Raw genomic sequence first — 24,767 nt, 5'->3', positions numbered from 1 at the left:
AATGACTGTCACGGACATCGTACTGGTTTTATTTATTGCAGCCCTTCTGGCTTACGCGATCTATGACGAGTTCATCATGCCCCGCCGTCACGGCGAGACGCTGCTCTCCCTTCCCCTTCTGCGACGCGGGCGCGTGGATGCGTTTATCTTCGCCGGTCTCATCGTCATCCTTATTTACAATAACGTCACCAGCCATGGTGCAATATTAACCACATGGTTATTATGTGCGCTGGCATTAATGGCGATTTATCTGTTCTGGATCCGCACGCCGAAAATCATTTTTAAATCCCGTGGATTTTTCTTCGCCAACGTATGGATAGAATATAACCGTATTAAAGAGATGAATTTATCCGAAGACGGTGTGCTGGTTATGCAATTAGAACAGCGTCGCCTGCTTATCCGGGTGAAGAATATTGACGACCTGGAAAGAATATACAACCTACTCCTTAAAACTCAATAAGTTAGATATATAGCAATGGCTATATTCTGTGTCTATTTTGCGCACGAAATATAGCCGAAGCTATATCCAGAACGTTAATTTTATCTCTATTTTTTAACGCTATTTTCACGCTTAAAGACAAATGAAAATCGTTATCAATAAGCGTTTTAAATAATGCATTTTCATTGTTGTTTTATATTCTCAAAATATGTTAAGGTTGCGCCCGTCGTTGGGGAGTAGCCGATTTCCTGTTCACAGGAAATGTACGTGTCAACATACTCGTTGAAAAACGTGGCGCGTACGGATCGTTTTCAGCACATTTTATGTGCAAAGCGATCAGGCGAGACCATAGATACATCAACTGCTGTTTACTGGGGGCAGTGATGTGTCATATGGATATCCCCGGTCTGGACGCTGTTATGAATATCTCCGCTACGATCCTCCTCGCTTTTGGCATGTCCATGGACGCCTTTGCTGCTTCCATCGGGAAAGGTGCCACGCTCCACAAACCTAAATTCTCAGAAGCCCTGCGCACAGGCCTGATTTTTGGCGCTATCGAAACGCTGACCCCCCTTATCGGCTGGGGCCTTGGCATGCTTGCCAGCCAGTTTGTACTGGAGTGGAACCACTGGATTGCGTTCGTCCTGCTGGTGTTTCTCGGCGGTCGAATGGTGATCGAAGGTTTTCGCGGTACTGATGATGAAGCTGAGGAGCCACTGCACCGTCACGGATTCTGGCTGCTGGTCACCACGGCCATCGCCACCAGTCTGGATGCGATGGCCGTCGGCGTCGGTCTGGCTTTCCTGCAGGTTAATATTATCGCCACCGCGCTGGCCATTGGCTGCGCAACGCTGATTATGTCCACGCTGGGAATGATGGTCGGACGGTTTATCGGCCCACTGCTGGGTAAACGCGCCGAGATCCTGGGCGGGATTGTATTAATTGGGATTGGTGCCCAGATCCTCTGGGCACACTTCGCGGGTTAATCTTCGCGCTGCCAGACGTGAATACTGAAATCAGTCTGGCAGCAAAATGCTGAGAGTGCAGCTAATCCTTCCCACACTTCCGGTTTTGCCCGCCACGCGAACGGCGTCATCTGCAGCAGCGCGGTAGCCTCTTCCCCTTTGAGCGTCATGTCATACGCCACGCTTTGCGCTTGCTTCAGGGTAAACCCGGCCAGCTGTTCAGAATGAGGGGCGTGCAGACGCACCTCGTCGTAGATAAGCCCTTTCAGCTCCATCAGATGACGCGGCCCTGGCGTAACGGTGACCACCCATCCGCCCGGTTTCACCACGCGTGCCAGCTCTTCGGCCTTACAGGGCGCGTAAATGCGGATCACAGCGTCCATGCTGGCATCGTCAAACGGCAGCCGGTGGCTGGACGCCACGCAGAACGTCACGTCAGCGTAACGTTTTGCCGCCGCGCGAATCGCCACTTTCGACACGTCCAGACCAAACGTCAGCGCGCCCTTCTCGCGTGCAACCTCTGCAAACCGCGCGGTGTAGTACCCTTCCCCGCACCCGATATCGAGCATGGCGGTTGATGAACCAGGCAAAATATCGTTCAGTATTTGCGCGACAGTCTCCCGCAGCGGCAGATAGTGTCCGGCGTCCAGAAACGCGCGACGTGCCTGCATCATCTCTGCGCTGTCACCGGGGTCGCGGGAGCGCTTATGCTGTACCGGCAGAAGATTCACATAGCCCTCTTTCGCCATATCAAACTGATGCCCCTGCGGACAGCTAAAACTTTTATCTGAGCGAGTCAGAACCGCGTGGCAAAGGGGACAACTGAAGGACATGGCAACTCCGGAGCATAATCAAAGGGCGAAGTGTACCGCTATTCGCCCTGGTTATAAACGCCCGGTTAGCGCATAACGATGAGGTGATCGGAACCCACCGGTAGCCCGTCAGGCTTCACGTTCTCCAGACGCAGCACGTTACCCATAATCTCACTGAAGACAGGGGCGGAAACGGCACCACCGTAGTAGGCCCCGTTTTGGGGATCGTTAATTACCACCACCAGGGCAAAGCGCGGGTCGCTGGCAGGCGCAACGCCCGCGGTGTAAGCCACGTATTTATCAACATACTTCCCGCTATCGTCAATTTTCTTCGCCGTACCGGTTTTTACCGCCACCCTGTAATCACGAACGGCGGCCTTAACCCCGCCGCCGCCGGGCAGCGCCACGCTCTCCATCATGTGTTCCACTTCATGCGCAATCTCTTCCGGCATGACGCGGTGGCCAATGACGGGGGGATCGATACGGGTAATGGAGAGGGGACGCTCAAGCCCGAAGCCGCCAATGGTGGCGTAGACGTGCGCCAGCTGGAGCGGGGTTACCATCAGCCCGTAGCCGAAGGCAAAGGTCGCTCTGTCGAGCTGGCTCCAGTATTTACGATGTGGCAACAGTCCCGCACTCTCACCCGTTAAGCCAAGCCCCGTATTGGTGCCAAAGCCAAAGTTTCGGTAGGTATCAATAAGATGCTGAACGGGCATCGCCAGCGAAAGCCGGGATACGCCGGTGTCGCTCGATTTTTGCAGGATCCCGGTCATCGTCAGTTCAGGATAGTAACCCACATCGCGGATACGATGCCCGTCAAGGATATACGGGTGAGTGTCAATCACGCTGTCCGGCTGGACCAGCCCCTGCTGCAGGGCCGTCATCAGCACCAGCGGCTTGACGGTCGAACCGGGTTCGAACGTATCGCTGATCGCGCGATTGCGGAAATCGTTTATCGTCGCGCCTTCCCGATTGTTGGGGTTGAAGTCCGGATAGCTCGCCATGGCGAGTATTTCCCCGGTTGGGATATTAATTAACACCGATGCGCCTGACTCGGCCTTGTTCCAGGCCACGGCATTATCAAGAGCATCTTCGGTAATGGTTTGCAGCCGCTCGTCAATACTCAACTGAATGTTGTGCGCGGGCGCGGGCGCAACTTCGGTCAGGTTTTCAACCACGCGTCCATAGCGGTCTTCCCTTACCTGCCGCACCCCGGCCTTGCCCGTCAATTGCGTATTGAAGCTTTTTTCCACGCCTTCAATGCCCTGTCCGTCGATATTGGTGAAACCAATCAGGTTCGCGGCCACATGACCGGCAGGATAAAAACGGCGGGACTCATCGCGTAAATTGATGCCGGGCAGATTCAGTTTATCGATCCACTTTGCCTGCGCAGGATCGACCTGACGGGCAAGGTAAATGAAACGCCCCTGTGGACTGGCGTTGATGCGAGCCGAAAGCGTATCCAGGGAGAGATGCAGCGCATTTGCCAACGCCTGCCAGCGTTCATCAGCGCCGACGCCCCCTTTTGCCAGCACCGTTTTGGGATCGGCCCATACGGCCCGGACAGGCACGCTCACCGCCAGCGGTCGGCCTTCACGATCCATTATCATGCCGCGCGGCGCGTCAATCGCCAGCTGGCGGAGGGATCGCATATCTTCCTGCTTCACCAGATTGTCAGGCTTGATAATTTGCAGCCAGGCAACGCGGCCCAGCAAAAAAGCCAGACTACAAAAAATAGCTAAACAGAGCAGAGCAAAACGCGCTGGCGTGAAATTGCCAGTGGCCGTTATCAATTTCTTCTTCACCTGAACCCCAGGGCTGTTAAACAACGCCCTGATTTAACGGGAAAAGCCGGGAGGAAGGTGGCGAAACAGTGCTACTAACCTCGCAGCTTTGCAACAAGGTACTAACAAGGCCGTGGATCGTAATATTTTGAAAGATAAGGGGCATAAAAAAGCCCCGCGTTATGCGAGGCTTTATGTCTGAGAGTGAAACGCGGCGCGTTTCAGTCAGCAGTGGTTCGATCAGATAGCAGTTACGTTAACTGCAGCAGGGCCTTTCTGGCCGTCCTGAATTTCGAACTCAACGTTCTGGCCTTCAGCCAGAGTTTTGAAGCCGTTACCCTGGATTGCAGAGAAGTGTACGAACACGTCTTTGCTGCCGTCAGCAGGAGTAATGAAACCAAAACCTTTAGACTCGTTGAACCACTTAACTTGACCTTTAATCTTTGCCATTTGCAAAATTCCTTAGAGTGTTTTCTTAGCCCGCAGGCATTAACTGAGATAAAACTGAGACATTACTGCATGAGGCACTAATATAAGGTTCGGCAGAGAAGCGGTATTCAACGACAACGTGTTTACTCAGGACTTCTTTACTGAAAATGCCACACATAAACAGAACTGTACCTCGTTTGACCCAAAACGTGTTATCACACACAATGTTTAATATGGCAAGCCATTTTTAAACATGTCTCGATCCGCCGCACAAATTCGAACAGTGCCCGTCAGGTTTTGCACAATTATGCGCATCACATACAGACAGCCCTGCTTCGCAACAAAGATCCAACGCTGTTTGCACGGCCGCTGTAATCTAAGACATTTTTAACATAGCTCAATCATTACAAAGCGTCCAGCAACCGGGAAAAGAAATTTTACGCATTGATTGAGTTAGAACAATTTGTGAAAACTTATGCTTAAATCATTGTAACGCGGCCAAATTGTTTCAGAGAAAAAACAGCGTTAATAACGCGCGCCCAACTGTATTAAAATGCATCAGGTAATAAACAGTGTTATGCACCAAAATAATGAAATTTTTATGACTCTGCATCAAAACAAGGCAAGCAAAACGTTTCGATAAAAATAAAACATTCTTAAGCGCGTTTACCTACAGAATATATGCAACAATTTATCGCGTCGTTTATAAGGATAAATATTCGCCAATTTTCAGTATCCTGAAAGAATGGTTAACTGGTGCTAAATTATCTAGCGCGTCAGTTAACTCCTGCACCGGCTCATCCAACGCTTCATCTGCCAGTTCAAACACCCCCCAGTGAATGGGAAACGCCAGAGGGCAACCCAGCTGCTGCCACAATGCCACCGCAGATTGCGGATCCATATGGTGTACAGCCATGAACCATCGCGGGGCATAGGCCCCCACCGGTAACGCGGCAGCATCAACAGGCCCCAGACGTTCAGGTATCAACAGTAGTTCAGGCGAGTACCCTGTATCACCGCTGAACCAGAAACGATGATGCCGCCCTTCCATGACCCAGCCGCACCATAAGGAGCGATTGCGGTTCCACGGCGTGCGCATACTCCAGTGCTGCGCAGGTACGGCGGTCAGCGTCATCCCCTGCCAGGTGAAACTCTGCCACCAGTCGAGCTCCACCACGCGCCTTGCTCCCCGGCGTCGAAACCAGGCGGCCAGTCCTAACGGGACAAAGAAACTCACGTCGGGAAAGCGTTTGAGAATACGGCGAATGGTCGCATCATCAAGATGATCGTAATGATTATGGGAAATGACGACCGCATCAAGCTGATGCAGTTTTTCGACAGACAGTGCAGGAGGCGTCTTACGCTGTGGTCCCAGGAAAGGGAGCGGAGAGGCGCGCTGTGAAAAAACCGGGTCGGTAAGGATGATATTGCCGTCTAGCTGGAGTAACACACTCGCATGTCCCAGCCACCACACCCCATCTTCCTGAGGCTGCGTTAGCTCGGCGGGTTGCCACCACTGACGGATAAAATCTTCATAACCCAGCGCGGGGGTTTTCGGCAAACCGGCTTCTTTACGCGCTTTACGCCAGCGGTCCAGGTCGCCGGGTTGATGTTCTGCAGGGTGGGTATTACGAAAGCCGTTTGGGGTGTGATGTTTCAGGGAGGGGTCATACCAGGGATTTTTCCAGACCACAGCCACCTCCCAGCACGAAAAGATTAACGCTCAGCCACCAGGCGGATAAAGTCGTCTTCGTCTTTGTTATCTTCAGCGACCGCGTCTTTCGGCGCGTCTTTCTCTTCCGGCTCGTTAGCTTCACACAGACGGCGCAGCAGCGCATTCTGACGTTTTTGCTGATCGAGCAGCGCTTCCAGCAGTTCGATCTGCTCGTTCGTACGCGAACTGGCACGGTTTACGAAAAACCAGATGACCAGCCCCACAAGCAGAACAACCAGAGAAATCATCAGGGATGCCATATTCAGCAGCCCTGAATTCAGTAACTCACCCATTTCACCACCTCAATAAAAACGTCTATTTTACCACTGGCGCGAAGGAAGGAAATCACCTTGAGAAAAAATGCGTGTTACCACGGAATAAACTTATTGATTGCGCAGACGCCGCTAAAAAACTGTACATCCTGATCGCACATTACGTTGATAGTCTGCGTCCATAACACCACGCACGCTATCAGCACGATAATCAGAATCACCCAGCGTATTTTTTTCACTCCACACTCCGTCTAAAGACCTGATGTAACCAGGTTATCACGGTTATCTTAAACAAGGACTAACTGTACCGCCATCGCGCTTTTTTCAGAATCGTGCACTTGTTTCATAGCGTAAACCGTTTACGCTAGCTGTATGATAACAACGATAAAAGAGGTAATGATGCGCTTAATCATTCGAACAATTATTGCACTGGCCATCGTCTGGATTGGCCTTCTGTTAACGGGTTACGGTGTGCTCGTGGGAAGCACCGAAAACGCAGCCGGCTTAGGCATTCAGTGTAAGTATTTAACGGCACAAGGACTGAGCACTGCGCAGTATCTGCATTCTGACAGCGGGATCATTGGCTTAACGAACTGTCCTGTACTGCGTAAAACGTCCGTCGTCATCGATAATGGCTAATCAACCGGTTTAATCACTGACAAAAACGCCGCAACTTCTGCGGCGTTTTTTATGCGAACAGAGATTAAAACGGATAGTCGTGATAGCCCATCTGTTCAGAAATCTTACGTGCTGCAGTGTGCAGGATAGCAACATATTCGTGCAGACGCTCTTCAGAGAAGCGAAGGGTTGGGAAAGAGATACTTAAGCCCGCGATCACCACGCCAAAGCGGTCAAACACCGGAACGCCGATGCAGCGCAGCCCTTCTTCCTGTTCTTCATTATCTTCGCCATATCCCTGCTCACGCACGCGATCGAGCACCGTTAACAGTTCGTCCGTGCTGGTAATGGTTCGCGCCGTACTGCGTTTGTATTCCACGCCATCGAGGATCTGCTTCACTTCCTCGCGATCGCGCCACGCCAGCAGAACCTTACCAATGGCGGTACTGTAGAGCGGGTTGCGACGACCAATGCGCGAATACATGCGCAGATTGTACATGGAGTCGATTTTATGGATGTAAACAATGCTGTCTTCATCCAGCGCACCGAGATGGATAGTCTCTTTAGTCAGGCGCGAGATTTCACGCATCTGAATATCAGCGCTGCGGATCAGATCAACATTTTGCAGCGCGCGGGCACCGAGTTCGAACAGTTTCAGGGTCAGAGAGTATTTTTCTGACTCGCCTTCCTGTGCAACATAGCCCAGTGACTTCATGGTTTGCAAAAAGCGATAAACGGTGCTTTTCGACATCATCACGCGCTGCGACAACTCCGTAATACCAATTTCACGCTCTTCCCCGAGCGCCTGTAAGATGCCAAACACCTTCAGCACGGAAGAAACAGAATCTGGCTGTTTATCCAAATCCGCAATAGCCATTTACCACCTCATAGAGAGTGTTTTATAAAAATCAGAACCGGTTTTTATTATAAGTTCCCGTCATGTCACCTGCAATCAATCCGCGTTTACTTCGTTACAAATCTGCGACATATCGCGGCAGTAACAATGCTAAAATAGTTACCCTGAGAATAATTTCATACTGAGCTTTTTTAATCCAAATGGAAAAGAATCTTTCCGATGGCCTGCCGTTACCCCAGCGGTACGGCGCGATAGCGACCATCATTATCGGTATCTCAATGGCCGTCCTTGACGGCGCAATTGCCAACGTTGCCCTGCCAACCATCGCCAGCGACCTGCATGCTTCCCCAGCCAGTTCAATCTGGATTGTTAACGCCTACCAGATTGCGATTGTGGTTTCCCTGCTCTCGTTCTCCTTCCTGGGCGATATGTTCGGCTACCGTCGGGTGTATCAGTGTGGTCTGGTGGTTTTCACCATTACCTCGCTGTTGTGTGCCCTTTCTGATTCGCTGCATACCCTGACGCTTGCGCGCATTGCGCAAGGTTTTGGTGGCGCGGCGCTCATGAGCGTAAACACGGCGTTGATTCGCTTAATTTATCCGCAGCGTCATTTGGGGCGCGGCATGGGAATAAACTCGTTTATTGTCGCCGTCTCTTCCGCCGCCGGGCCAACCATTGCGGCGGCTATTCTTTCCGTTGCATCCTGGCAATGGCTCTTCGCCATTAACGTGCCGCTGGGTATCGTGGCCATCTTCTTTGCCCTGCGCTTCCTGCCCGCTAACGGCCCCAAAAGCACCATGCCGCGGTTCGACGTCGCGAGTGCGGTGATGAATGCCCTTACCTTTGGCCTGCTGATTACAGCCCTGAGCGGCTTTGCGCAGGGGCAATCGCTGGTGCTTACCGGAGTGGAACTGCTCGCGCTGCTGGTCATAGGTTTCTTCTTTGTTCGCCGCCAGCTCACTCTCCCGGTGCCTTTACTGCCTTTTGACCTGCTGCGCATCCCCCTCTTTTCGCTCTCCATTTGCACCTCTGTCTGCTCATTCTGCGCTCAGATGCTGGCTCTGGTTTCTCTGCCCTTCTTTTTGCAGAGCGTGGTTGGACGTTCAGAAGTGGAGACCGGCCTGCTGTTAACCCCGTGGCCGCTGGCCACGATGGTGATGGCACCGCTGGCAGGTTATTTAATAGAGCGCGTGCATGCCGGATTACTGGGCGCGCTGGGGCTGGCAGTCATGGCGACGGGTCTGTTTGCGCTGGCGCTGCTTCCCTCGCAACCTACGGATCTGGATATTATCTGGCGCATGATCCTCTGCGGTGCCGGTTTTGGCCTGTTCCAGTCGCCGAACAACCACACCATTATCACCTCCGCACCGCGCCATCGCAGCGGAGGAGCCAGTGGCATGTTGGGTACCGCGCGCTTGCTGGGGCAAAGCACCGGTGCGGCACTGGTCGCCCTGATGTTTAACCTCGCCGGACAAAACGGTAACCACGTTGCGCTCCTCACCGCGGGTGCCCTTGCCACCCTCGCGGCTGTCGTCAGCGGACTGCGGGTGACCCAGCCCAGGTTACAGGCATAAAAAAAGCCGGGCGGAGTTTCCTCCGCCCGGCTCAGACTGCATCTTCAGAGTTACTTCAGGTATTCCCCACTGCGCAGCGCTTCAATACGCTTATCCAGCGGCGGGTGAGACATAAACAGCTCGCTCAACGATTTCGATTTACCGTTAATGCAAAAAGCCATCATGCTGTTCGCTTCCTGCGGCTCGTAGCTGGTTTTCAGTCGCTGCAGCGCCGCAATCATTTTCTCACGACCAACCAGCTTCGCAGAGCCGGCATCCGCGTGGAATTCACGATGACGGGAGAACCACATGGTGATGATGCTGGCCAGAATACCGAACACCAGTTCCAGAACCATGGAGACAGCGAAATAGATCAGCGGGTTACCGTTGCTCTCTTCGCCTTCGTCGCGGTTACCACCCATAAAGCCTGCCGCAATCTGCGCCAGAATACGGGAGATAAAGATAACGAAGGTGTTCACGACGCCCTGAATCAGGGTCATGGTTACCATGTCACCGTTAGCGATATGGCTGATTTCGTGGGCAATAACCGCTTCGGCTTCGTCACGGCTCATGTTCTGCAGCAGCCCGGTGCTGACGGCAACCAGTGACGCATCACGACGGGCACCGGTGGCGAAGGCGTTGATATCCGGAGCGTGGTAAATGGCTACCTGCGGCATGGCGATCCCAGCCTGACGGGATTGCTGGGCCACCGTATTCATCAGCCACTGTTCCATATCGTTACGCGGTTGTTCGATAACCTCACCGCCTACCGATTTCAGAGCCATCCACTTCGACATCAGCAGGGAAATGAAAGAGCCACCAAAACCAAACAGCAGCGCCATAATCAACAGACCCTGAACGCTGCTCGACTGAATTCCTGTCAGGCTTAGCACGAGCCCGAAAACCACCATTACCGCCAGGTTGGTGAGCAGGAAGAGCGCGATTCGCATCATAATTTTCTTTTTACCTCAGTTTAACAAAACGCACTATGCGATTACCCACATCGTATGGGTATTGCGACTATTTTCAAGCATCCGGCGGGCGTAAGTCACCAGAAAGACACAACTTTACACAATTGGAAATCAGGCTGACGGAAGGATGCAGAACAAAAAGAAACAGGCACAATTTCTTGTGCCTGTTGGGAGGTTATTTTGCCGGAGCGGGCTGTACGGCAGGCTTATCTTTTTCCAGATTCGCCAGGTCGAGGGCGATATGCACCGTCTCGTCCAGATACGGATCGGGCTCCTGGTAATCTTTAGGCAGATCGTCCAGTTTCTTGAGCAGAGGCTTCCCTTCACGCTTAAAGCGATCGTTAATACGCGCCAGACGCGTTGCATCGTCTTCGTTGTTCTCTTTCTCTCGCTGAGCGTAGTTCAGAGAAACAATATTCCGCTTATCTTTCAGGGCATTGAAGCGAGCAATGTCCTTCATGATGTACTGGAATTCCGGATCTTTCGCGATGCGGTCGTTATGTGACTTCAGCAGTTCAGGACCAAACTGCGTCATGTCGCCCGCCTTCACGTACGTCGCGGCATTGATGCTGTCCCACGGTAACGCGTTATCTTCAAACTTCTCGCCGGTTTCAGTCTCTTCCGTGCCTGTCGGCATCATGATATCCGGCGTGACGCCCTTACGCTGCGTACTGCCGCCGTTCACGCGGTAGAATTTCTGTATGGTGTACTGAACCGAGCCCAGTGCAGGCCATTCCGGACGCAGCATCTGGTCGTAAATACGGTTCAGAGAGCGATACTGCTGAACAGTACCTTTGCCGAAGGTTGGCTCACCGACGATCAGCGCACGACCATAGTCCTGCATGGCAGCGGCAAAGATTTCAGACGCGGAGGCGCTGAAGCGGTCAACCAGGACCACCAGCGGGCCTTTATAGTAGACCACACCGTCGTTGTCGGCATCTTCACGTACTTTACCGTTGTTATCGCGCACCTGAACCACCGGTCCAGATGGAATAAACAGGCCAGAGAGTGAAACCGCTTCCGTCAGCGCACCGCCGCCGTTACTGCGCAGGTCGATGATAACGCTGCTGACGTTCTGCTTTTCAAGCTTCTGCAGCTGTACTTTCACATCGTCTGTCAGGCCGACGTAGAAGCCAGGAATGTCCAGGACGCCCACCTTTTCTTTACCCACGGTTTTCACCGACATTTTCACCGCGCGGTCTTCCAGACGGATACGCTCGCGGGTCAGGGTAACGATACGAGTTTTGGTACCTTTGCCAGCAGGTAGAACTTCGAGGCGAACCTTGCTTCCTTTCGGGCCTTTGATCAGCGCAACCACGTCATCAAGACGCCAGCCAATCACGTCGACCATGTTCTGGCCGGTTTGTCCTACACCCACAATACGATCGCCTACGCTAATCGCTTTGCTTTTGGATGCCGGGCCACCCGCGACCATTGAATTGATCACCGTGTAATCATCGTCCATCTGCAGCACCGCGCCGATACCTTCCAGAGACAGGCTCATTTCGGTATTGAACTGTTCGGTGTTGCGCGGAGAGAGGTAGTTGGTGTGCGGATCGATTTCGTGAGCAAAGGCAGTCATGGCCAGCGAGAAGACATCCTCACTGTTGGTCTGCGCCAGACGACGAATGGCAAATTTGTAACGACGCGTCAGCGTGTCACGGATCTCTTTTTCATCTTTGCCGGTCAGCTTAAGGCTCAGTTCGTCGTATTTAACTTTGCTGTCCCACAGCGCATTCAACTCGGCTTCATCTTTCGGCCAGGGTGCTTTACTGCGGTCCAGATTAAAGGTGTCGGTACCGGTAAAGTCCATCGGACGTTCCAGCACTTTCAGCGCATACTGATAGCGTTCAAAGCGGCGCTTTTGCGACAGGTTGTAGAGATCGTAAAACAGATCCAGCTTGCCTGAACGCAACTCGTCACCCACCTCGGATTTGCGCTTAGCGAACTGCTCGACATCGCTGGCGAGCAAAACGTTATGGCTGTAATCCAGCAAGTTCAGATAGCGGTCAAAGATTTTGGCCGAAAAGGCCTGATCGAGATCGAACTGACGATAGTGCGAACGGGTGAAACGTGAGGTCACGCGCTCGCTCACCGTCGCGTGTTGCGTCTCTTCCTTGAGTACAGGAATTTGATCAACACGGGTGATATCGTCCACTGCAAAAGCATGACCTGTTATGGCAAACAGGCCCGCCAGCGCGGTGAGCTTAAAAAAAGTGTTCATGCCAGGCTTGGCCTCCGTTTCAGAACAACAAGTGTTCTGCGCGTACAATCATTGACATACCAGAAGTCAGCTGTACACGAACGCCATCTTTGGTGATTTCCAGTACGGTGGCGTCCATAGCATTGTTACCCGCTTTTACCTTCAGCGCCTGACCAACGCTCAGGGCGTTAATGTCTGAAACCGGAGTATGGCGCGGCTCTTCACGAGGGGCGCGCGGGGCTTTAGCTGCTGGTTTGTCAGCACGCGGTTTGCGATCGTTATTCTCGTGACGACGCGGCGCTGGGCGTGGCTTACGCTCGCGACGAGGCGCTTCTTCCTGACCGTTTGCCGCTGCGGCTTCGCGTTTTTTCGCTTGCTGCTCTGCACGTTGTGCCTGAACGCGTGCTTTGGCTTCTTCCAGCTGTTTACGCGCGTGCTCAACGTGCTGCTCGTCCAGCTCACCACAAGGGTTACCGTCGAGATCCACACGCGTCGCGCCCGCTTTGATACCGTACAGGTAACGCCAGCTCGAAGTATAAAGACGTAAGGCGGAACGCAGCTGAGTTTTGCTGAGGTTCATTTCCCCCTCAACGCGCGCCACCAGATCCTGAAAAATACCGACTTTCAGGGGACGAGCTTCACCTTCCGCGCTGAAGCACTGCGGGAAACGCTCGGCCAGAAATGCGATAACTTCTTTACTGCTATTCAACTTAGGTTGATTTTCCATGAAATTTCCTGATTACAACGGACGTTGCCAACAAGCGCAGGCATGAACAGGCGTCATTATAATGACGCTATCAGTAAATGCTACGTTATCCGTTGATTATCCTGCGACGCTCGCAAAGAATTTTTGATAATCGGTTGCAGAGAGTACGTTTTCGAGATTCGCTACCAGCTCGCGCAGCCCCTGTTCGTCCTCGGTTGTAAAGCGACTGAAGACCGTACTGTCGATATCCAGAACGCCAATAATCTGATTTTTTACCACCAGCGGCAGAACGATTTCAGAATTACTGGCGGCATCACAGGCAATGTGCCCGTCAAACGCATGAACGTCTTCCACACGCTGTACCTGATTTTCGGCCACAGCCGTGCCGCAGACGCCACGTCCTACCGGAATGCGCACGCAGGCCAGCTTGCCCTGGAACGGCCCCAGTACCAGCGTTTCACCTTCGAGGAGGTAAAAGCCGGCCCAGTTCACGTCAGAGAGACGTTCAAACAGCAATGCGCTAGTATTTGCCAGAGTGGCTAAGAAGCTGGTCTCACCCGCCATCAATGCCTTAAAATCGCGGTTCAGATCCGCGTAGAATTCTGTTTTGTTCATTATTCAATCACTTGGTTGTCTTACAAAATTACCGCAGAGCCTATTAAAATAAGCATTAAATGCGCTCATGCTCAAGATGAATCCGTTCATGAGTTATTATAACTTTCAACAATACTTATTTGTGCGCAGCTGATGGCCTTAAAAACAACCAAAATTACGCCGACAAGAAAGATAACTGTCCATACGGTAAGCGAAGCTTTGCCCCGTGCACATTATCAGCGTTGCCCCCAGTGCGATACGCTTTTTATGTTGCCGAAGATGAAATCGCACCAAAGTGCCTTTTGTCCCCGCTGCGACGCCAAAATTCGTGACGGTCGCGACTGGTCGTTAACTCGCCTTGCCGCGATGGCCGTCACCATGCTGCTGCTGATGCCCTTCGCCTGGAGCGAGCCGCTGCTGAAGCTCTACCTGCTTGGCGTACGTATTGACGCCAACGTGCTGCAGGGTATCTGGCAGATGACCCGTCAGGGCGATCCCATCACCGCTGCCATGGTGCTGTTCTGCACCGTCGGCGCGCCGCTGGTACTGGTCGCCGCCATTGCCTATCTTTGGTTTGGCAATATTCTTGGCATGAATCTTCGCCCGGTGCTGCTGATGCTGGATAAACTCAAAGAGTGGGTGATGCTGGATATTTATCTGGTGGGCGTGGGCGTTGCGTCGATAAAGGTGCAGGACTATGCATTCTTGCAGCCCGGCATCGGGCTCTTTGCCTTCATCTGTCTGGTATTGCTGAGCATCCTGACGCTGATACATCTGAACGTTGAGCAGCTCTGGGAGCGATTTTATCCTCAGCGCCCCGCCACGCGTCCTGATGAAAATCTCCGCGTTTGTCTGGGATGCCATTATACCGGGTTGCCCGACGCGCGTGGACGCTGCCCGCGGTGCCACATTCCATTAAGGCTGCGGCGCAACAACAGCCTGCAAAAATGCTGGGCCGCGCTGATCGCCTCCCTGGTGTTTCTGATCCCGGCCAACATGCTGCCTATTTCCATTATTTACGTGAATGGCGGGCGTCAGGAGGATACTATCCTTTCGGGCATTATCTCCCTTGCGCACAGCAATGTTGGGGTGGCTGCGATAGTCTTTATTGCCAGTATCCTGGTTCCCTTTACCAAAGTCGTGGTGATGATTACCCTGCTTATCAGCATTCACTTTAAGTGTGAACAAGGCTTACGTACCCGTATTCTGCTTCTGCGATTCGTCACCTGGATTGGCCGCTGGTCAATGTTAGATCTGTTTGTGATTTCGCTGATGATGTCGCTAATCAATCGCGACCAGTTACTTGCTTTTACAATGGGACCCGCGGCTTTTTATTTCGGCTCTGCGGTGATATTGACTATTCTTGCTGTGGAATGGCTGGATAGCCGCTTACTTTGGGATGCACATGAGTCAGGAAACCCCCGCTTCGCCGACTGAAGCGAGAATTAAAACAAAACGCCGCATTTCGCCATTCTGGTTGCTGCCCGTCATCGCGCTGATGATTGCAGGCTGGCTTATCTGGACGAGCTATGAAGATCGCGGAAGTACGGTCACGATTGATTTTCAGACCGCTGACGGCATTGTTGCCGGGCGAACCCCCGTTCGCTTCCAGGGGGTTGAGGTCGGTACGGTTCAGGACATCTCCCTTGGAAAAGGGCTGAACAAGATACAGGTGCGGGTCAGTATTAAATCTGACATGCAGGATGCCCTGCGCAGCGAAACGCAGTTCTGGCTGGTGACGCCGAAGGCTTCTCTGGCCGGCGTGTCCGGGCTGGATGCGCTCGTGGGCGGTAACTATATCGGCATGATGCCGGGTAAAGGTGAGCCTCAGGATCACTTTGTGGCGCTGGATACACAGCCCAAATACCGTCTCAATAACGGCGATTTGATGATCCATCTCCAGGCGCCGGATCTCGGTTCTCTGAACAGTGGCTCTCTGGTCTATTTCCGTAAAATCCCGGTTGGCCGCGTGTACGACTACGCGATCAACCCGAATAAACAGGGCGTCACCATTGATGTTCTGATCGAGCGTCGCTTCACTAACCTGGTGAAAAAAGGCAGCCGCTTCTGGAACGTGTCCGGCGTGGACGCAGACCTCAGCCTGAGCGGAGCGAAGGTGAAGCTGGAGAGCCTTGCCGCACTGGTGAATGGCGCCATTGCCTTTGATTCCCCGGAAAACTCAAGCCCTGCCACGGCCGATGACACGTTCGGGCTGTACGCTGACCTGGCGCACAGCCAGCGCGGCGTGATCGTCAAACTCGCCCTGCCCGATGCTAAGGGACTAAAAGCAGGTTCAACGCCGCTGATGTACCAGGGGTTGCAGGTTGGCCAGCTCACCAAAATGACGCTCAACCCGGGCGGCTCGGTCACCGGCGAGATGACGGTCGATCCAAGCGTGGTCGATCTCCTGCGCGAAAAGACGCGCATCGAAATGCGCAGTCCAAAGCTCTCCCTGAACGATGCCAGCCTCAGCACCCTGCTGACCGGCAATACGTTTGAGCTGATCCCCGGCGATGGTCAACCCAGCAATAGCTTCGTGATTGCCCCGGCGGATAAAGCCCTGCTGCAAAAGCCGGGTGTGGTAACCGTCACGCTGAATGCACCAGAAAGCTACGGTATCGAAGCCGGCCAGCCGGTGATTTTACACGGCGTGCAGGTCGGACAGGTGCTGGAGCGTACGCTCTCCGCGAACGGAGTGAGCTTCTCTGTCGCCATCGATCCGCAATACAGCGACCTGGTGCACGGAGACAGTAAATTCGTGGTGAACAGCCGCGTCGACGTGAAGGTAGGTCTGGACGGCGTGGAGTTCCTCGGGGCCAGCGCCAGCGAATGGGTTAACGGCGGTATCCGTATTTTGCCGGGCAATAAAGGCCCCGTGCGCGAAAGCTACCCGCTGTATGCCAACCTGGAGAAAGCGATTGAAAACAGCCTGAGCGATCTCCCTACCACCACGCTAACGTTAAGCGCCGAGACGCTGCCGGACGTGCAGGCAGGCTCCGTGGTGCTGTATCGCAAGTTTGAAGTCGGGGAAGTCATCACCGTGCGCCCCCGTGCGGACGCGTTTGATATTGAACTGCATATCAAGCCGGAGTACCGCAAGCTGCTGACGCCAAACAGCGTCTTCTGGGCCGAGGGCGGCGCGAAAGTTCAGCTTAACGGCAACGGGCTGACCGTGCAGGCCTCCCCGCTCTCACGCGCGCTGCGCGGGGCGATTAGCTTCGATAACCTCAGCGGTGCGGGGGCGAATCTGCGCAAAGGCGATAAACGCATTCTCTTCCCTTCCGAAACCGCCGCGCGTGCGGTTGGCGGGCAAATTACCCTGCACGCGTTTGATGCCGGCAAGCTGGCGGAGGGCATGCCAATCCGTTATCTGGGCATTGATATCGGCCAGATCCAGAAGCTGACGCTGATCACGGCGCGTAACGAGGTCCAGGCCACCGCGGTGCTTTACCCGGAATATGTGCAGACCTTCGCCCGTTCGGGTTCGCGCTTCTCGGTGGTCACGCCGCAGATTTCGGCCGCGGGCGTTGAGCATCTCGACACCATCCTGCAGCCGTACATCAACGTTGAGCCCGGCCAGGGCAATGCCCGCCGTGATTTTGAGCTGCAGGAAGCGACGATCACCGACTCGCGCTACCTTGGCGGTCTGAGCATCGTCGTGGAAGTGCCGGAAGCGGGCTCGCTGAACATCGGCACGCCGGTACTGTTCCGCGGCATTGAGGTGGGTACGGTCACGGGCCTGACGCTCGGTACGCTCTCTGACCGCGTGATGGTGGCACTGCGTATCAGTGAACGGTACCAGCACCTGGTCCGTAATAACTCGGTATTCTGGCTGGCATCCGGCTATTCGCTGGACTTCGGCCTGACGGGAGGCGTGGTGAAAACCGGCACCTTCAACCAGTTCATTCGCGGCGGTATCGCGTTTGCCACACCGCCGGGAACGCCGCTGGCGCCGAAAGCGCAGTCGGGTAAACACTTCCTGCTGCTCGAAAGTGAACCGAAAGAGTGGCGTGAATGGGGAACGGCCCTGCCGCGTTAATCTGAAAGGCTCCGGTGTCAACGCGCCGGAGCCTTTATGTTACACTGCGCACCTGAACTTTTCCCTGTGGTGTGCCCGTGGCTCAAAACTCCGTATTTCTTCCTGAACAATTCCTGGCGCAGATGCGCGAGGCGCTTCCCTCTCACCTGTCGTTAGACGATTTTATTGCCGCCTGCCAGCGCCCGCTGCGCCGGAGTATTCGCGTCAACACGCTGAAAATCAGCGTCGAAGATTTTCTGACGCTTGTCGCGCCATACGGCTGGCAGCTGACGCCAGTCCCGTGGTGTGCTGAGGGGTTCTGGATCGAACGCGATGATGAAGACGCCGTGCCGCTGGGCAGTACCGCTGAACATCTGAGCGGTCTGTTCTATATTCAGGAAGCCAGCTCAATGCTCCCGGTTGCCGCTCTGTTCGCGGAGGGTAATGCGCCCGAACGGGTGATGGACGTCGCGGCGGCGCCCGGCTCGAAAACCACGCAAATTGCCGCCCGGATGGGTAACCGCGGGGCGATCCTCGCCAACGAGTTTTCCGCCAGCCGCGTGAAAGTGCTGCATGCCAACATCAGCCGCTGCGGCATTCATAACGTCGCCCTGACGCACTTCGATGGACGCGTGTTTGGCGCTGCCTTACCGGAAGCCTTTGATGCCATTTTGCTGGACGCCCCCTGCTCCGGCGAAGGGGTGGTGCGTAAAGATCCCGATGCGTTGAAAAACTGGTCTGTGGAAAGCAATCTTGAGATCGCCGCCACGCAGCGAGAGCTGATCGAGAGTGCCTTTCATGCCCTGCGCCCCGGTGGCACGCTGGTTTATTCAACTTGTACCCTCAACCGCGATGAAAACGAAGACGTCTGTCTGTGGCTGAAAGCGCAGTATCCGGATGCAGTCGAGTTCCTGCCGCTTAACGATCTGTTTGCCTCAGCGCGTGAAGCCGTCACACCAGAAGGTTTCCTCCATGTGTTCCCGCAAATTTACGACTGCGAAGGGTTCTTTGTGGCGCGTCTGCGCAAAACGCAGTCGGTTGCTCCCCTGCCAGCCCCTAAATTCAAGGTCGGCAATTTCCCGTTCGCGCCGCTAAAAGGCCGTGACGCCGGGCAGGTCACTCTTGCCGCGGGTAAAGCCGGACTTAGCTGGGATGAAACGCTCCATCTCTGGCAGCGAGATAAGGAGATTTGGCTGTTCCCGGCAAATATTGAGCCGCTTATTGGCAAAGTTCGCTTCTCCCGCATCGGGATCCGCCTTGCGGAGGTCCATAATAAAGGCTATCGCTGGCAGCACGAGGCCGTCATCGCGCTTGCCGGGCACGAGAATACCTTTGTCCTGACGCATCAGGAAGCAGAAGAGTGGTATCGCGGTCGCGATGTCTATCCTGAAAGCACGCCGTCAGGCGATGAAGTGGTGGTGACGTATCAGGGATATCCGCTGGGACTGGCAAAAAAAGTCGGCTCCCGCCTCAAAAACAGCTATCCGCGCGAGCTGGTTCGGGATGGCCGGCTGTTTACCGGTAACGATCGCACGGCCTGAAAAAAAGCGCATTTTTTTACTGGCGATTTTGCTCTCCTTGTCTACGATCAAAAATGGGTGATCGCACTGGTCATACCAGATTTTGACAACCGACCCGGAGAGCACTATGACGAAAACCAGCGTGCGTATTGGCGCTTTTGAGATCGACGACGCAGAATTGCGCGGCGAAGCACAAGGCGATCGAACGTTAAGTATTCCCTGCAAATCCGACCCGGATTTGTGCATGCAGCTCGATGCATGGGATGCAGATACCAGCGTCCCGGCAATACTTGATGGCGAACATTCTGTCCTTTACCGTGAGCATTACGATAGCAAAACCGATGCCTGGGTCATGCGCCTTGCCTGACCTAAAAAGAACCCGCCCGAAGGCGGGTTATTTATTACTGAAGCTGCGCCAGCGTAAAGTAGCCGTCGAAAACAGCCCCCGTATCAATGTAGTGGAGATTATCAAAATCATACCGTCTGTCGACGGGCGTATGACCAAACCAGAAATGATCCGCGCCGCTGATGCCCTGCCCTTTACCTACCATAAACCCCATTAACCTTTCGCGGTCCCATAAAACGCGATGGGCGCTGACCGGTTTTTGCCAGCAATATTCGGCTGCCGGATAATCGGCATGGGCTATTACATTCAGACCGTTAGCACAGGTTATCTCTATAATATGCGGTAAACTGCGGCAGGCATTTAGCAACCCCAGCGCGAGCTGTTTTTGGTCGCGTTCAAGTTGTGCAAACCACATTCCACCATTCATCGCCCAGAGCGCAAAATCGTTATTATCCAGACTGTCGAGAGCCATTTGCTCGTGGTTACCGCGCACGGCGCGAAACCATTTTTCGTTCATTAACTGCAGGCATTTCACGCTGTCAGGGCCACGATCGATCATATCGCCTACAGAAATGAGTAAGTCCTCATACGGGTTAAAGTGACGGCGTTTAAGCTCATCCATAAGCCACTGATAACAGCCATGTATATCGCTGACAACCCAGACGTGACGCCACTTCCCACATTCGATTCGCTGATACATAGAACCTCCCTCAGGGAGTATAGTTGCAGATGGCATACGCTTAGATACGCTCCACAGGAGCGCTTTTCACAAAGCTAAACAAACAGTAAACTAAGGATAAATAAATATTTCACCAGTATTAATCCACTTTTGCATGCCCCCTAAACTATGCATTGCATAAACTTTGAGGTTTTCCCGTGTCAAATACGCGCCTGCAAGACGATGCCCCACTTTCGCATCGTACCCATATCATTTCCGAACTGGTGAAAGGTAAACTCGTCCCAGGCCCTATCTGGCAAAAACGCGAGTACCGTCTCAAATTTCTGTTACGCTCACTGCTGTTCTGGTCTTCAACGCATCGCATGCTCGATGCATTGGCTCGCCGTAACGATTTCGACCAGTTGCTGGCCTCGCAAATCACCCTGCCGAGCAAAACACATCGCCAGTATCTGATGCGGGGTATGAACGCCAACGCACGGGCTGATGCCATCATCAGCCATTATCAGTGGATTGACTCCCTGAAAGATGCCGGGCTAATCGCCGCTTTAACCGGACCGCAAGAGCAATCCATTGTTGAGTTTCATGCCAAAGATGGCGTGAGCTATAACGTCAATGCCATGAACGCCAGCAAAGCAGAGCGTGAGGGGGAGTGTACGCTCTGGTTGCGTGATAACGAAAATACTCTGCTTGCGAGCGTGACCTTTTGCGTTGCCCGTGAAAACGGAGAATATGTGCTGGTGATTGGCGGTCTTCAGGGTCCACGCCGCAGCGTATCCCGTGATGTGATCAAACAGGCAACCCGCGCCTGCCATGGCCTTTTCCCGAAGCGCGTGCTGATGGAAGTGCTTTTCCAGTTGGCTACGCTTTCCGGCATCAAAGCTATTTATGCGGTCAGCGATGAAGGCCACATTTTCCGTGCGCTGCGTTATCGTCTGAGTAAAGGCCGTCATTTTCATGCAAGCTACGACGAATTTTGGGCATCTATCGACGGTCAAAAACACTCAACCTTCAGCTGGCGACTCCCCTTGCAGATGGAACGCAAATCCCTTGATGACATTGCCAGTAAAAAGCGTGCCGAATACCGCCGTCGCTTTGAACTGCTTGATGAAATTGAGGCATCCGTAAAATCCCGCTTTTAAGCGCGGCGCCTGCTTTTGCTGACTGCATACAAAAATTTAACAAAACAGGCAAAAAGGGCTGGACTTCCGCATGCTGTGTTGTGTTATGTTTTAGCAAGACGTACAGGATGTGCGCGCTGTATGGGAAAGATAGCGTTGGGATTTCGCGTTTACTTTCATACAGATAAAAAGAGACCGAATACGATTCCTGTATTCGGTCCAGGGAAATGGCTCTTGGGAGAGAGCCGTGCGCTAAAAGTTGGCATTAATGCAGGCTAAGTCGCCTTGCCTTTTAAGAATAGATGACGACGCCAGGTTTTCCAGTCCACAGTTAAAGCGGTCGGAAAAAAAGCGCCAGAGCATCATTAAATGTAAAAAACCGCAGTGCTTTCGCAAGCATCTGCGGTTTTTTATTGGAAACCTGAATGTTAGCAGAGCTTGTCGGCACGCTCGATAAACGGCGCCAGACTCATTTTCTGCCCCGGATGAACCGGGTCATCGATCTGAATCACGCTAATCGGCTGGCCGCTGCTCTTGCCGCTGGCTACCTGCTGCTCAGCAATATCATTTAACGGGTATTGCACCAGCGTGCTCGGGTTGATCGCGTACAGCGCATGGCCCGGACGGCAGGTCAGCATCACCTCTTCGCGATTGAACGCCCATTTGTCCTTACCCACTTCAAAACGGCTGACGGTGATAACCTGCGGTGCGGCAATAGCGCTACCCGTGCAGGCCAGCAATACGAGAGAAAGTACTGTCTTTTTCATATGATATTTAACCTTGTCAGAAGGGTTCCCAGGTGGCGAACAGGCTGACCGCTGCCAGCACCAGTGCCCCCAGAACCACTTCTGCCTGTGTCATCCTGATAAAAATCTGTTGTGCTCGCCCGGTCTCCGGACGAAACCGTGGCACCAGAAAATACCGATTTGCCAGCGCAATTACCACCATCAACGCCACCAGCGCACATTTGAACAACAAAAACTGCACGTAGCCAGCCTGCCAGGGAATATGAACGCCCAGTATCAATAGCGAATTAACAACGCCGGTAAGCAGCACGCCTGCGACGGCGTAATGGCCCACGCGCGAGAAGCGCATCATGGTATAGATGGCAGCATTCTGCCAGTCACCTTTCGCCAGCCGCATGCAGAACAGCAGCGGCAGTAAGCCACCAAGCCAGATTGCGGCACACAGCAGATGAATAGCGTGATTAACACGCTGCAAAGCCCCTAACGGGCCTTCGTTCATCGCCGCGTGCCCTACCCCAGCGAGCAGGATAAGCTGGCCCATTGCGAGCAATAGCAATCGTGAGCCTTTCAGCGGTGCGAGCCATGCCGCGCTGACCGTAATCGCCGCAAGTATAATTTGCCACAGCCAGACGCCGCCAAACTGTGTGGGCATCACGCTGCGCCAGACCGCCGGGGCAAACACATCGCCCCATCCGCTCCCCATCAATCCGCCCTGCAGCATAAACATCAGGAGTGCAGACGCCAGGCAGAGTAAGGACGCCACTTTCTGCTGCCGCTGGAAACGCCGGGACATCAGGCGGTGGAGAGAGGAAGGCGCAAACCAGACGCTGTAAAGCGCATTGCCAAAAACCAGCATCAGCGCCGTGAAATGGATAAAGCGCAACCCGATATAAAACAGCGCCAGCATGCTATTTCACGCTAAAGTGATAGCTGCCTGTGGTTTTATGGCCGTCTACGGAGACCACATGCCAGTCGACCTGGTAGGTCCCGGACGTCAGCGTTTGCTCCAGCGGCACGGTGAGCTGAGCCTTGTTCTTTTCATCTCGCGTAGCGGTACCCGTCCTGATGACCTGCTTTTGCGCATCCGTTACCACCACGCCGCTGAACCCAGGTTCGATACCTTCAGAAAAATTCAGCGTTAGCGCCTGCGGTGCGGCTACCAGGCTGTCAGCTGCCGGGATCTGCTGCTTAAGGTGCGCATGCGCCAGCGCGGAGGGCGTAACGAGAGTAGAGGACAGAAAAACCAGTGCGCATACCGCGCGGGAAGCGGAGAAACCCATCGCAATCATTCCTTTTTGTTATGTCTGTATGCTAAAGAATAACGCTGTATAATAAACGAGTCGAGGATCATCCCACCTCCGCTTGTCATCGTCGTGCAATCGCGGTAACGTTGCCGCCGCATAATAAGGAGAAGGTAATGAAGATCAATCTGGCCGCCCTTCCTCAGGACGAGATGGATAAAGTGAATGTCGATCTCGCTGCCGCTGGCGTCGCTTTTAAAGAGCGTTACAACATGCCCATCGTGGCTGAAGTGGTAGAACGTGAACAACCCGCCCATCTGCGCGACTGGTTTCGCGAAAGGTTAATCGCCCACCGTCTCGCATCGGTCAACCTCTCTCGTTTGCCGTACGAGCCTAAAGTTAAATAAGCTTAACGAGTCGTTACACTTCCTTACGCGGAATCTGCCAGGATAAGAAAGCCCTGATAAAATTAGGTGTATTCTTAAATCTCTGCGACTCAGTGTATAAGGAAGTCACGATGTCACATTGGAATATAGCGGCAGCCCAGTATGGCGGGCAGCACCAGAGTATTGATGAGCACGTTACGCACCACCTCCGCTTCATTGCTGAAGCAGCACGGCAGCGGTGCGATTTGCTGGTCTTCCCTGAACTCTCGTTAACGGGGTCAGGTACGCTGACGTTACCTCCCCCACCCGGCGACGCGCAGCTGGAACCTCTGCTTGAAGCGGCCCATTTTTACCGGATTACGGTTATTGCCGGGCTCCCCCTTGAGCGGAATGGCCAGCGCCAGAAAGGCCTCGCCCTATTTTCACCCTCGCGCCAGAGCATTTTGCGCTACCCGCAGGGTAGCGGTGCAAGCCTGATTCCGGGGGATAAACAGCTTACCATTATTGATGCACACGCCGATTCTCCCCTCCTCGATCCCAGGGCTACGCTTGTTACCAGCTGTCAGTCTGTGGGGGATCACCGCTGGCGGCAGTCCATCAGCTCCCTGCAGCGCTTCGCGCATAAATATGCCATTGCGGTGTTAATGGCGAATGCCTGTGGCGGCAGCGCGCTGTGGGATGAAAGAGGCCAGCTCATCGTCCGGGCGGATAAAGGCGAGCTGCTGTTGACCGGTACGCTCAGCAGACGGGGTTGGCAAGGCGATATCATTCCTTTAGGCTAAGCGTTTTGAGCTCAG

General features: G+C 53.8%; 26 protein-coding genes, 1 pseudogene and 1 riboswitch. Of the genes and pseudogenes, 11 read left to right on the top strand and 16 right to left on the bottom strand.

The genetic code is table 11. The annotated features are described in order from the left end of the window. The first annotated feature begins 1 nt into the window (after position 1). On the top strand, positions 2-460 hold the full coding sequence (locus tag AC3WOK_RS10650) for a DUF986 family protein (RefSeq protein WP_047345841.1): 459 nt from the start codon (positions 2-4) through the stop codon (positions 458-460). 198 nt (positions 461-658) lie between these two features. Beyond that, positions 659-848, top strand: a riboswitch (yybP-ykoY riboswitch). A 10-nt stretch (positions 849-858) separates the two neighbouring features. Further along, on the top strand, positions 859-1,425 hold the full coding sequence (gene mntP, locus AC3WOK_RS10645) for a manganese efflux pump MntP (RefSeq protein WP_047346086.1): 567 nt from the start codon (positions 859-861) through the stop codon (positions 1,423-1,425). Here the strand turns inward: mntP and rlmA are convergent. The 7 genes and pseudogenes from rlmA to mgrB form a co-directional block, all read right to left on the bottom strand. After that, positions 1,422-2,237, bottom strand: a complete 816-nt coding sequence (gene rlmA / locus AC3WOK_RS10640) for a 23S rRNA (guanine(745)-N(1))-methyltransferase (protein WP_063957558.1) — start codon at positions 2,235-2,237, stop codon at positions 1,422-1,424. The genes mntP and rlmA overlap by 4 nt on opposite strands. 65 nt (positions 2,238-2,302) lie before the next feature. Further along, positions 2,303-4,021: a peptidoglycan glycosyltransferase FtsI gene (gene ftsI, locus AC3WOK_RS10635; protein WP_059312764.1), complete on the bottom strand. Its 1,719-nt coding sequence runs from the start codon at positions 4,019-4,021 to the stop codon at positions 2,303-2,305. Positions 4,022-4,240: 219 nt separating this feature from the next. Then, positions 4,241-4,450, bottom strand: a complete 210-nt coding sequence (gene cspE / locus AC3WOK_RS10630; RefSeq protein WP_001062678.1) for a transcription antiterminator/RNA stability regulator CspE — start codon at positions 4,448-4,450, stop codon at positions 4,241-4,243. A 12-nt stretch (positions 4,451-4,462) separates the two neighbouring features. Next, positions 4,463-4,607: pseudogene (locus tag AC3WOK_RS10625) on the bottom strand (DUF2627 domain-containing protein). Between the two features lie 525 nt (positions 4,608-5,132). Then, on the bottom strand, positions 5,133-6,122 hold the full coding sequence (locus AC3WOK_RS10620) for an MBL fold metallo-hydrolase (protein WP_492354490.1): 990 nt from the start codon (positions 6,120-6,122) through the stop codon (positions 5,133-5,135). A gap of 23 nt (positions 6,123-6,145) precedes the next feature. After that, positions 6,146-6,436, bottom strand: coding sequence for a YebO family protein (locus AC3WOK_RS10615; protein ID WP_008500484.1), 291 nt, complete (start codon positions 6,434-6,436; stop codon positions 6,146-6,148). Between the two features lie 74 nt (positions 6,437-6,510). After that, positions 6,511-6,654 carry a PhoP/PhoQ regulatory lipoprotein MgrB gene (gene mgrB / locus AC3WOK_RS10610; RefSeq protein WP_006175995.1) on the bottom strand — a complete coding sequence of 48 codons (144 nt, stop codon included), beginning with the start codon at positions 6,652-6,654 and terminating at the stop codon, positions 6,511-6,513. A gap of 160 nt (positions 6,655-6,814) precedes the next feature. On the opposite strand from mgrB, the gene AC3WOK_RS10605 reads away from it, so the two are divergent. Further along, entirely contained in the window at positions 6,815-7,054 is a 240-nt protein-coding gene (locus AC3WOK_RS10605) for a YobH family protein (RefSeq protein ID WP_047345845.1), read from the top strand. 64 nt (positions 7,055-7,118) lie between these two features. On the opposite strand, the gene kdgR is transcribed toward AC3WOK_RS10605, so the two are convergent. Beyond that, positions 7,119-7,910, bottom strand: a complete 792-nt coding sequence (kdgR, locus tag AC3WOK_RS10600; protein ID WP_059312762.1) for a DNA-binding transcriptional regulator KdgR — start codon at positions 7,908-7,910, stop codon at positions 7,119-7,121. A gap of 179 nt (positions 7,911-8,089) precedes the next feature. Here kdgR and AC3WOK_RS10595 point away from each other — a divergent pair, with 179 nt between their 5' ends. After that, entirely contained in the window at positions 8,090-9,463 is a 1,374-nt protein-coding gene (locus tag AC3WOK_RS10595; protein ID WP_492354489.1) for an MFS transporter, read from the top strand. A gap of 50 nt (positions 9,464-9,513) precedes the next feature. Here AC3WOK_RS10595 and htpX read toward each other — a convergent pair whose 3' ends face one another. The 4 genes from htpX to AC3WOK_RS10575 all read right to left on the bottom strand — a co-directional run bounded on the left by htpX (position 9,514) and on the right by AC3WOK_RS10575 (position 13,937). After that, entirely contained in the window at positions 9,514-10,395 is an 882-nt protein-coding gene (gene htpX, locus AC3WOK_RS10590) for a protease HtpX (RefSeq protein WP_014884290.1), read from the bottom strand. A gap of 193 nt (positions 10,396-10,588) precedes the next feature. Then, positions 10,589-12,637, bottom strand: coding sequence for a carboxy terminal-processing peptidase (prc, locus tag AC3WOK_RS10585; RefSeq protein ID WP_059312760.1), 2,049 nt, complete (start codon positions 12,635-12,637; stop codon positions 10,589-10,591). A 19-nt stretch (positions 12,638-12,656) separates the two neighbouring features. Next, positions 12,657-13,343 carry an RNA chaperone ProQ gene (gene proQ, locus AC3WOK_RS10580; RefSeq protein WP_047345850.1) on the bottom strand — a complete coding sequence of 229 codons (687 nt, stop codon included), beginning with the start codon at positions 13,341-13,343 and terminating at the stop codon, positions 12,657-12,659. Between the two features lie 96 nt (positions 13,344-13,439). After that, a complete protein-coding gene (locus AC3WOK_RS10575; protein ID WP_047345851.1) occupies positions 13,440-13,937 on the bottom strand; it encodes a GAF domain-containing protein in 498 nt (165 codons plus the stop codon). 132 nt (positions 13,938-14,069) lie between these two features. Between AC3WOK_RS10575 and yebS the strand changes: the two genes are divergently transcribed. The 4 genes from yebS (at position 14,070) to AC3WOK_RS10555 (ending at position 19,821) form a co-directional block, all read left to right on the top strand. Further along, on the top strand, positions 14,070-15,353 hold the full coding sequence (yebS, locus tag AC3WOK_RS10570) for a membrane integrity lipid transport subunit YebS (RefSeq protein ID WP_059312759.1): 1,284 nt from the start codon (positions 14,070-14,072) through the stop codon (positions 15,351-15,353). Next, complete coding sequence (locus tag AC3WOK_RS10565) at positions 15,322-17,955, top strand: PqiB family protein (RefSeq protein ID WP_063430671.1); 2,634 nt, start codon at positions 15,322-15,324, stop codon at positions 17,953-17,955. The genes yebS and AC3WOK_RS10565 overlap by 32 nt, the downstream gene beginning before the upstream one ends. A 77-nt stretch (positions 17,956-18,032) precedes the next feature. After that, positions 18,033-19,475, top strand: coding sequence for a 16S rRNA (cytosine(1407)-C(5))-methyltransferase RsmF (rsmF, locus tag AC3WOK_RS10560; protein WP_492354488.1), 1,443 nt, complete (start codon positions 18,033-18,035; stop codon positions 19,473-19,475). A 106-nt stretch (positions 19,476-19,581) separates the two neighbouring features. Continuing rightward, positions 19,582-19,821 (top strand): YebV family protein, encoded by a 240-nt coding sequence (locus tag AC3WOK_RS10555; RefSeq protein WP_008500472.1) that lies wholly within the window; start codon positions 19,582-19,584, stop codon positions 19,819-19,821. Between the two features lie 34 nt (positions 19,822-19,855). Here AC3WOK_RS10555 and pphA read toward each other — a convergent pair whose 3' ends face one another. After that, positions 19,856-20,500 (bottom strand): protein-serine/threonine phosphatase, encoded by a 645-nt coding sequence (gene pphA, locus AC3WOK_RS10550; RefSeq protein WP_492354487.1) that lies wholly within the window; start codon positions 20,498-20,500, stop codon positions 19,856-19,858. 176 nt (positions 20,501-20,676) lie between these two features. Between pphA and AC3WOK_RS10545 the strand changes: the two genes are divergently transcribed. Continuing rightward, on the top strand, positions 20,677-21,618 hold the full coding sequence (locus AC3WOK_RS10545; protein WP_492354486.1) for a VirK/YbjX family protein: 942 nt from the start codon (positions 20,677-20,679) through the stop codon (positions 21,616-21,618). 407 nt (positions 21,619-22,025) lie between these two features. Here AC3WOK_RS10545 and AC3WOK_RS10540 read toward each other — a convergent pair whose 3' ends face one another. The 3 genes from AC3WOK_RS10540 to yobA are packed head-to-tail and all read right to left on the bottom strand — an operon-like array spanning position 22,026 to position 23,623. Continuing rightward, positions 22,026-22,364 carry a YebY family protein gene (locus tag AC3WOK_RS10540; protein ID WP_492354485.1) on the bottom strand — a complete coding sequence of 113 codons (339 nt, stop codon included), beginning with the start codon at positions 22,362-22,364 and terminating at the stop codon, positions 22,026-22,028. Between the two features lie 16 nt (positions 22,365-22,380). Further along, positions 22,381-23,250: a copper homeostasis membrane protein CopD gene (copD, locus tag AC3WOK_RS10535; RefSeq protein ID WP_447855868.1), complete on the bottom strand. Its 870-nt coding sequence runs from the start codon at positions 23,248-23,250 to the stop codon at positions 22,381-22,383. A gap of 1 nt (position 23,251) precedes the next feature. Next, positions 23,252-23,623 carry a CopC domain-containing protein YobA gene (gene yobA / locus AC3WOK_RS10530; RefSeq protein WP_063957563.1) on the bottom strand — a complete coding sequence of 124 codons (372 nt, stop codon included), beginning with the start codon at positions 23,621-23,623 and terminating at the stop codon, positions 23,252-23,254. A gap of 137 nt (positions 23,624-23,760) precedes the next feature. Between yobA and AC3WOK_RS10525 the strand changes: the two genes are divergently transcribed. Together AC3WOK_RS10525 and AC3WOK_RS10520 are read left to right on the top strand one after the other, a co-directional pair. Beyond that, entirely contained in the window at positions 23,761-23,991 is a 231-nt protein-coding gene (locus AC3WOK_RS10525) for a DNA polymerase III subunit theta (RefSeq protein WP_013096102.1), read from the top strand. 110 nt (positions 23,992-24,101) lie between these two features. Further along, complete coding sequence (locus AC3WOK_RS10520; RefSeq protein ID WP_492354484.1) at positions 24,102-24,752, top strand: nitrilase-related carbon-nitrogen hydrolase; 651 nt, start codon at positions 24,102-24,104, stop codon at positions 24,750-24,752. Positions 24,753-24,767 lie beyond the last annotated feature (15 nt).

It is taken from the genome of Enterobacter sp. FW301-JW81, assembly GCF_058788735.1.
This window is presented reverse-complemented; position numbering and strand designations above follow the sequence as displayed.

Bases quoted from the DNA above. Each gene is read 5' to 3' on its own strand.
- AC3WOK_RS10650 (WP_047345841.1), top strand. From the start codon at position 2: ATGACTGTCACGGACATCGTACTGGTTTTATTTATTGCAGCCCTTCTG.
- mntP (WP_047346086.1), top strand. From the start codon at position 859: ATGAATATCTCCGCTACGATCCTCCTCGCTTTTGGCATGTCCATGGAC.
- rlmA (WP_063957558.1), bottom strand. From the start codon at position 2,237: ATGTCCTTCAGTTGTCCCCTTTGCCACGCGGTTCTGACTCGCTCAGAT.
- cspE (WP_001062678.1), bottom strand. From the start codon at position 4,450: ATGGCAAAGATTAAAGGTCAAGTTAAGTGGTTCAACGAGTCTAAAGGT.
- AC3WOK_RS10615 (WP_008500484.1), bottom strand. From the start codon at position 6,436: ATGGGTGAGTTACTGAATTCAGGGCTGCTGAATATGGCATCCCTGATG.
- AC3WOK_RS10605 (WP_047345845.1), top strand. From the start codon at position 6,815: ATGCGCTTAATCATTCGAACAATTATTGCACTGGCCATCGTCTGGATT.
- kdgR (WP_059312762.1), bottom strand. From the start codon at position 7,910: ATGGCTATTGCGGATTTGGATAAACAGCCAGATTCTGTTTCTTCCGTG.
- AC3WOK_RS10595 (WP_492354489.1), top strand. From the start codon at position 8,090: ATGGAAAAGAATCTTTCCGATGGCCTGCCGTTACCCCAGCGGTACGGC.
- htpX (WP_014884290.1), bottom strand. From the start codon at position 10,395: ATGATGCGAATCGCGCTCTTCCTGCTCACCAACCTGGCGGTAATGGTG.
- prc (WP_059312760.1), bottom strand. From the start codon at position 12,637: ATGAACACTTTTTTTAAGCTCACCGCGCTGGCGGGCCTGTTTGCCATA.
- proQ (WP_047345850.1), bottom strand. From the start codon at position 13,343: ATGGAAAATCAACCTAAGTTGAATAGCAGTAAAGAAGTTATCGCATTT.
- AC3WOK_RS10575 (WP_047345851.1), bottom strand. From the start codon at position 13,937: ATGAACAAAACAGAATTCTACGCGGATCTGAACCGCGATTTTAAGGCA.
- yebS (WP_059312759.1), top strand. From the start codon at position 14,070: ATGGCCTTAAAAACAACCAAAATTACGCCGACAAGAAAGATAACTGTC.
- AC3WOK_RS10565 (WP_063430671.1), top strand. From the start codon at position 15,322: ATGAGTCAGGAAACCCCCGCTTCGCCGACTGAAGCGAGAATTAAAACA.
- AC3WOK_RS10555 (WP_008500472.1), top strand. From the start codon at position 19,582: ATGACGAAAACCAGCGTGCGTATTGGCGCTTTTGAGATCGACGACGCA.
- pphA (WP_492354487.1), bottom strand. From the start codon at position 20,500: ATGTATCAGCGAATCGAATGTGGGAAGTGGCGTCACGTCTGGGTTGTC.
- AC3WOK_RS10540 (WP_492354485.1), bottom strand. From the start codon at position 22,364: ATGAAAAAGACAGTACTTTCTCTCGTATTGCTGGCCTGCACGGGTAGC.
- copD (WP_447855868.1), bottom strand. From the start codon at position 23,250: ATGCTGGCGCTGTTTTATATCGGGTTGCGCTTTATCCATTTCACGGCG.
- yobA (WP_063957563.1), bottom strand. From the start codon at position 23,623: ATGGGTTTCTCCGCTTCCCGCGCGGTATGCGCACTGGTTTTTCTGTCC.
- AC3WOK_RS10525 (WP_013096102.1), top strand. From the start codon at position 23,761: ATGAAGATCAATCTGGCCGCCCTTCCTCAGGACGAGATGGATAAAGTG.
- AC3WOK_RS10520 (WP_492354484.1), top strand. From the start codon at position 24,102: ATGTCACATTGGAATATAGCGGCAGCCCAGTATGGCGGGCAGCACCAG.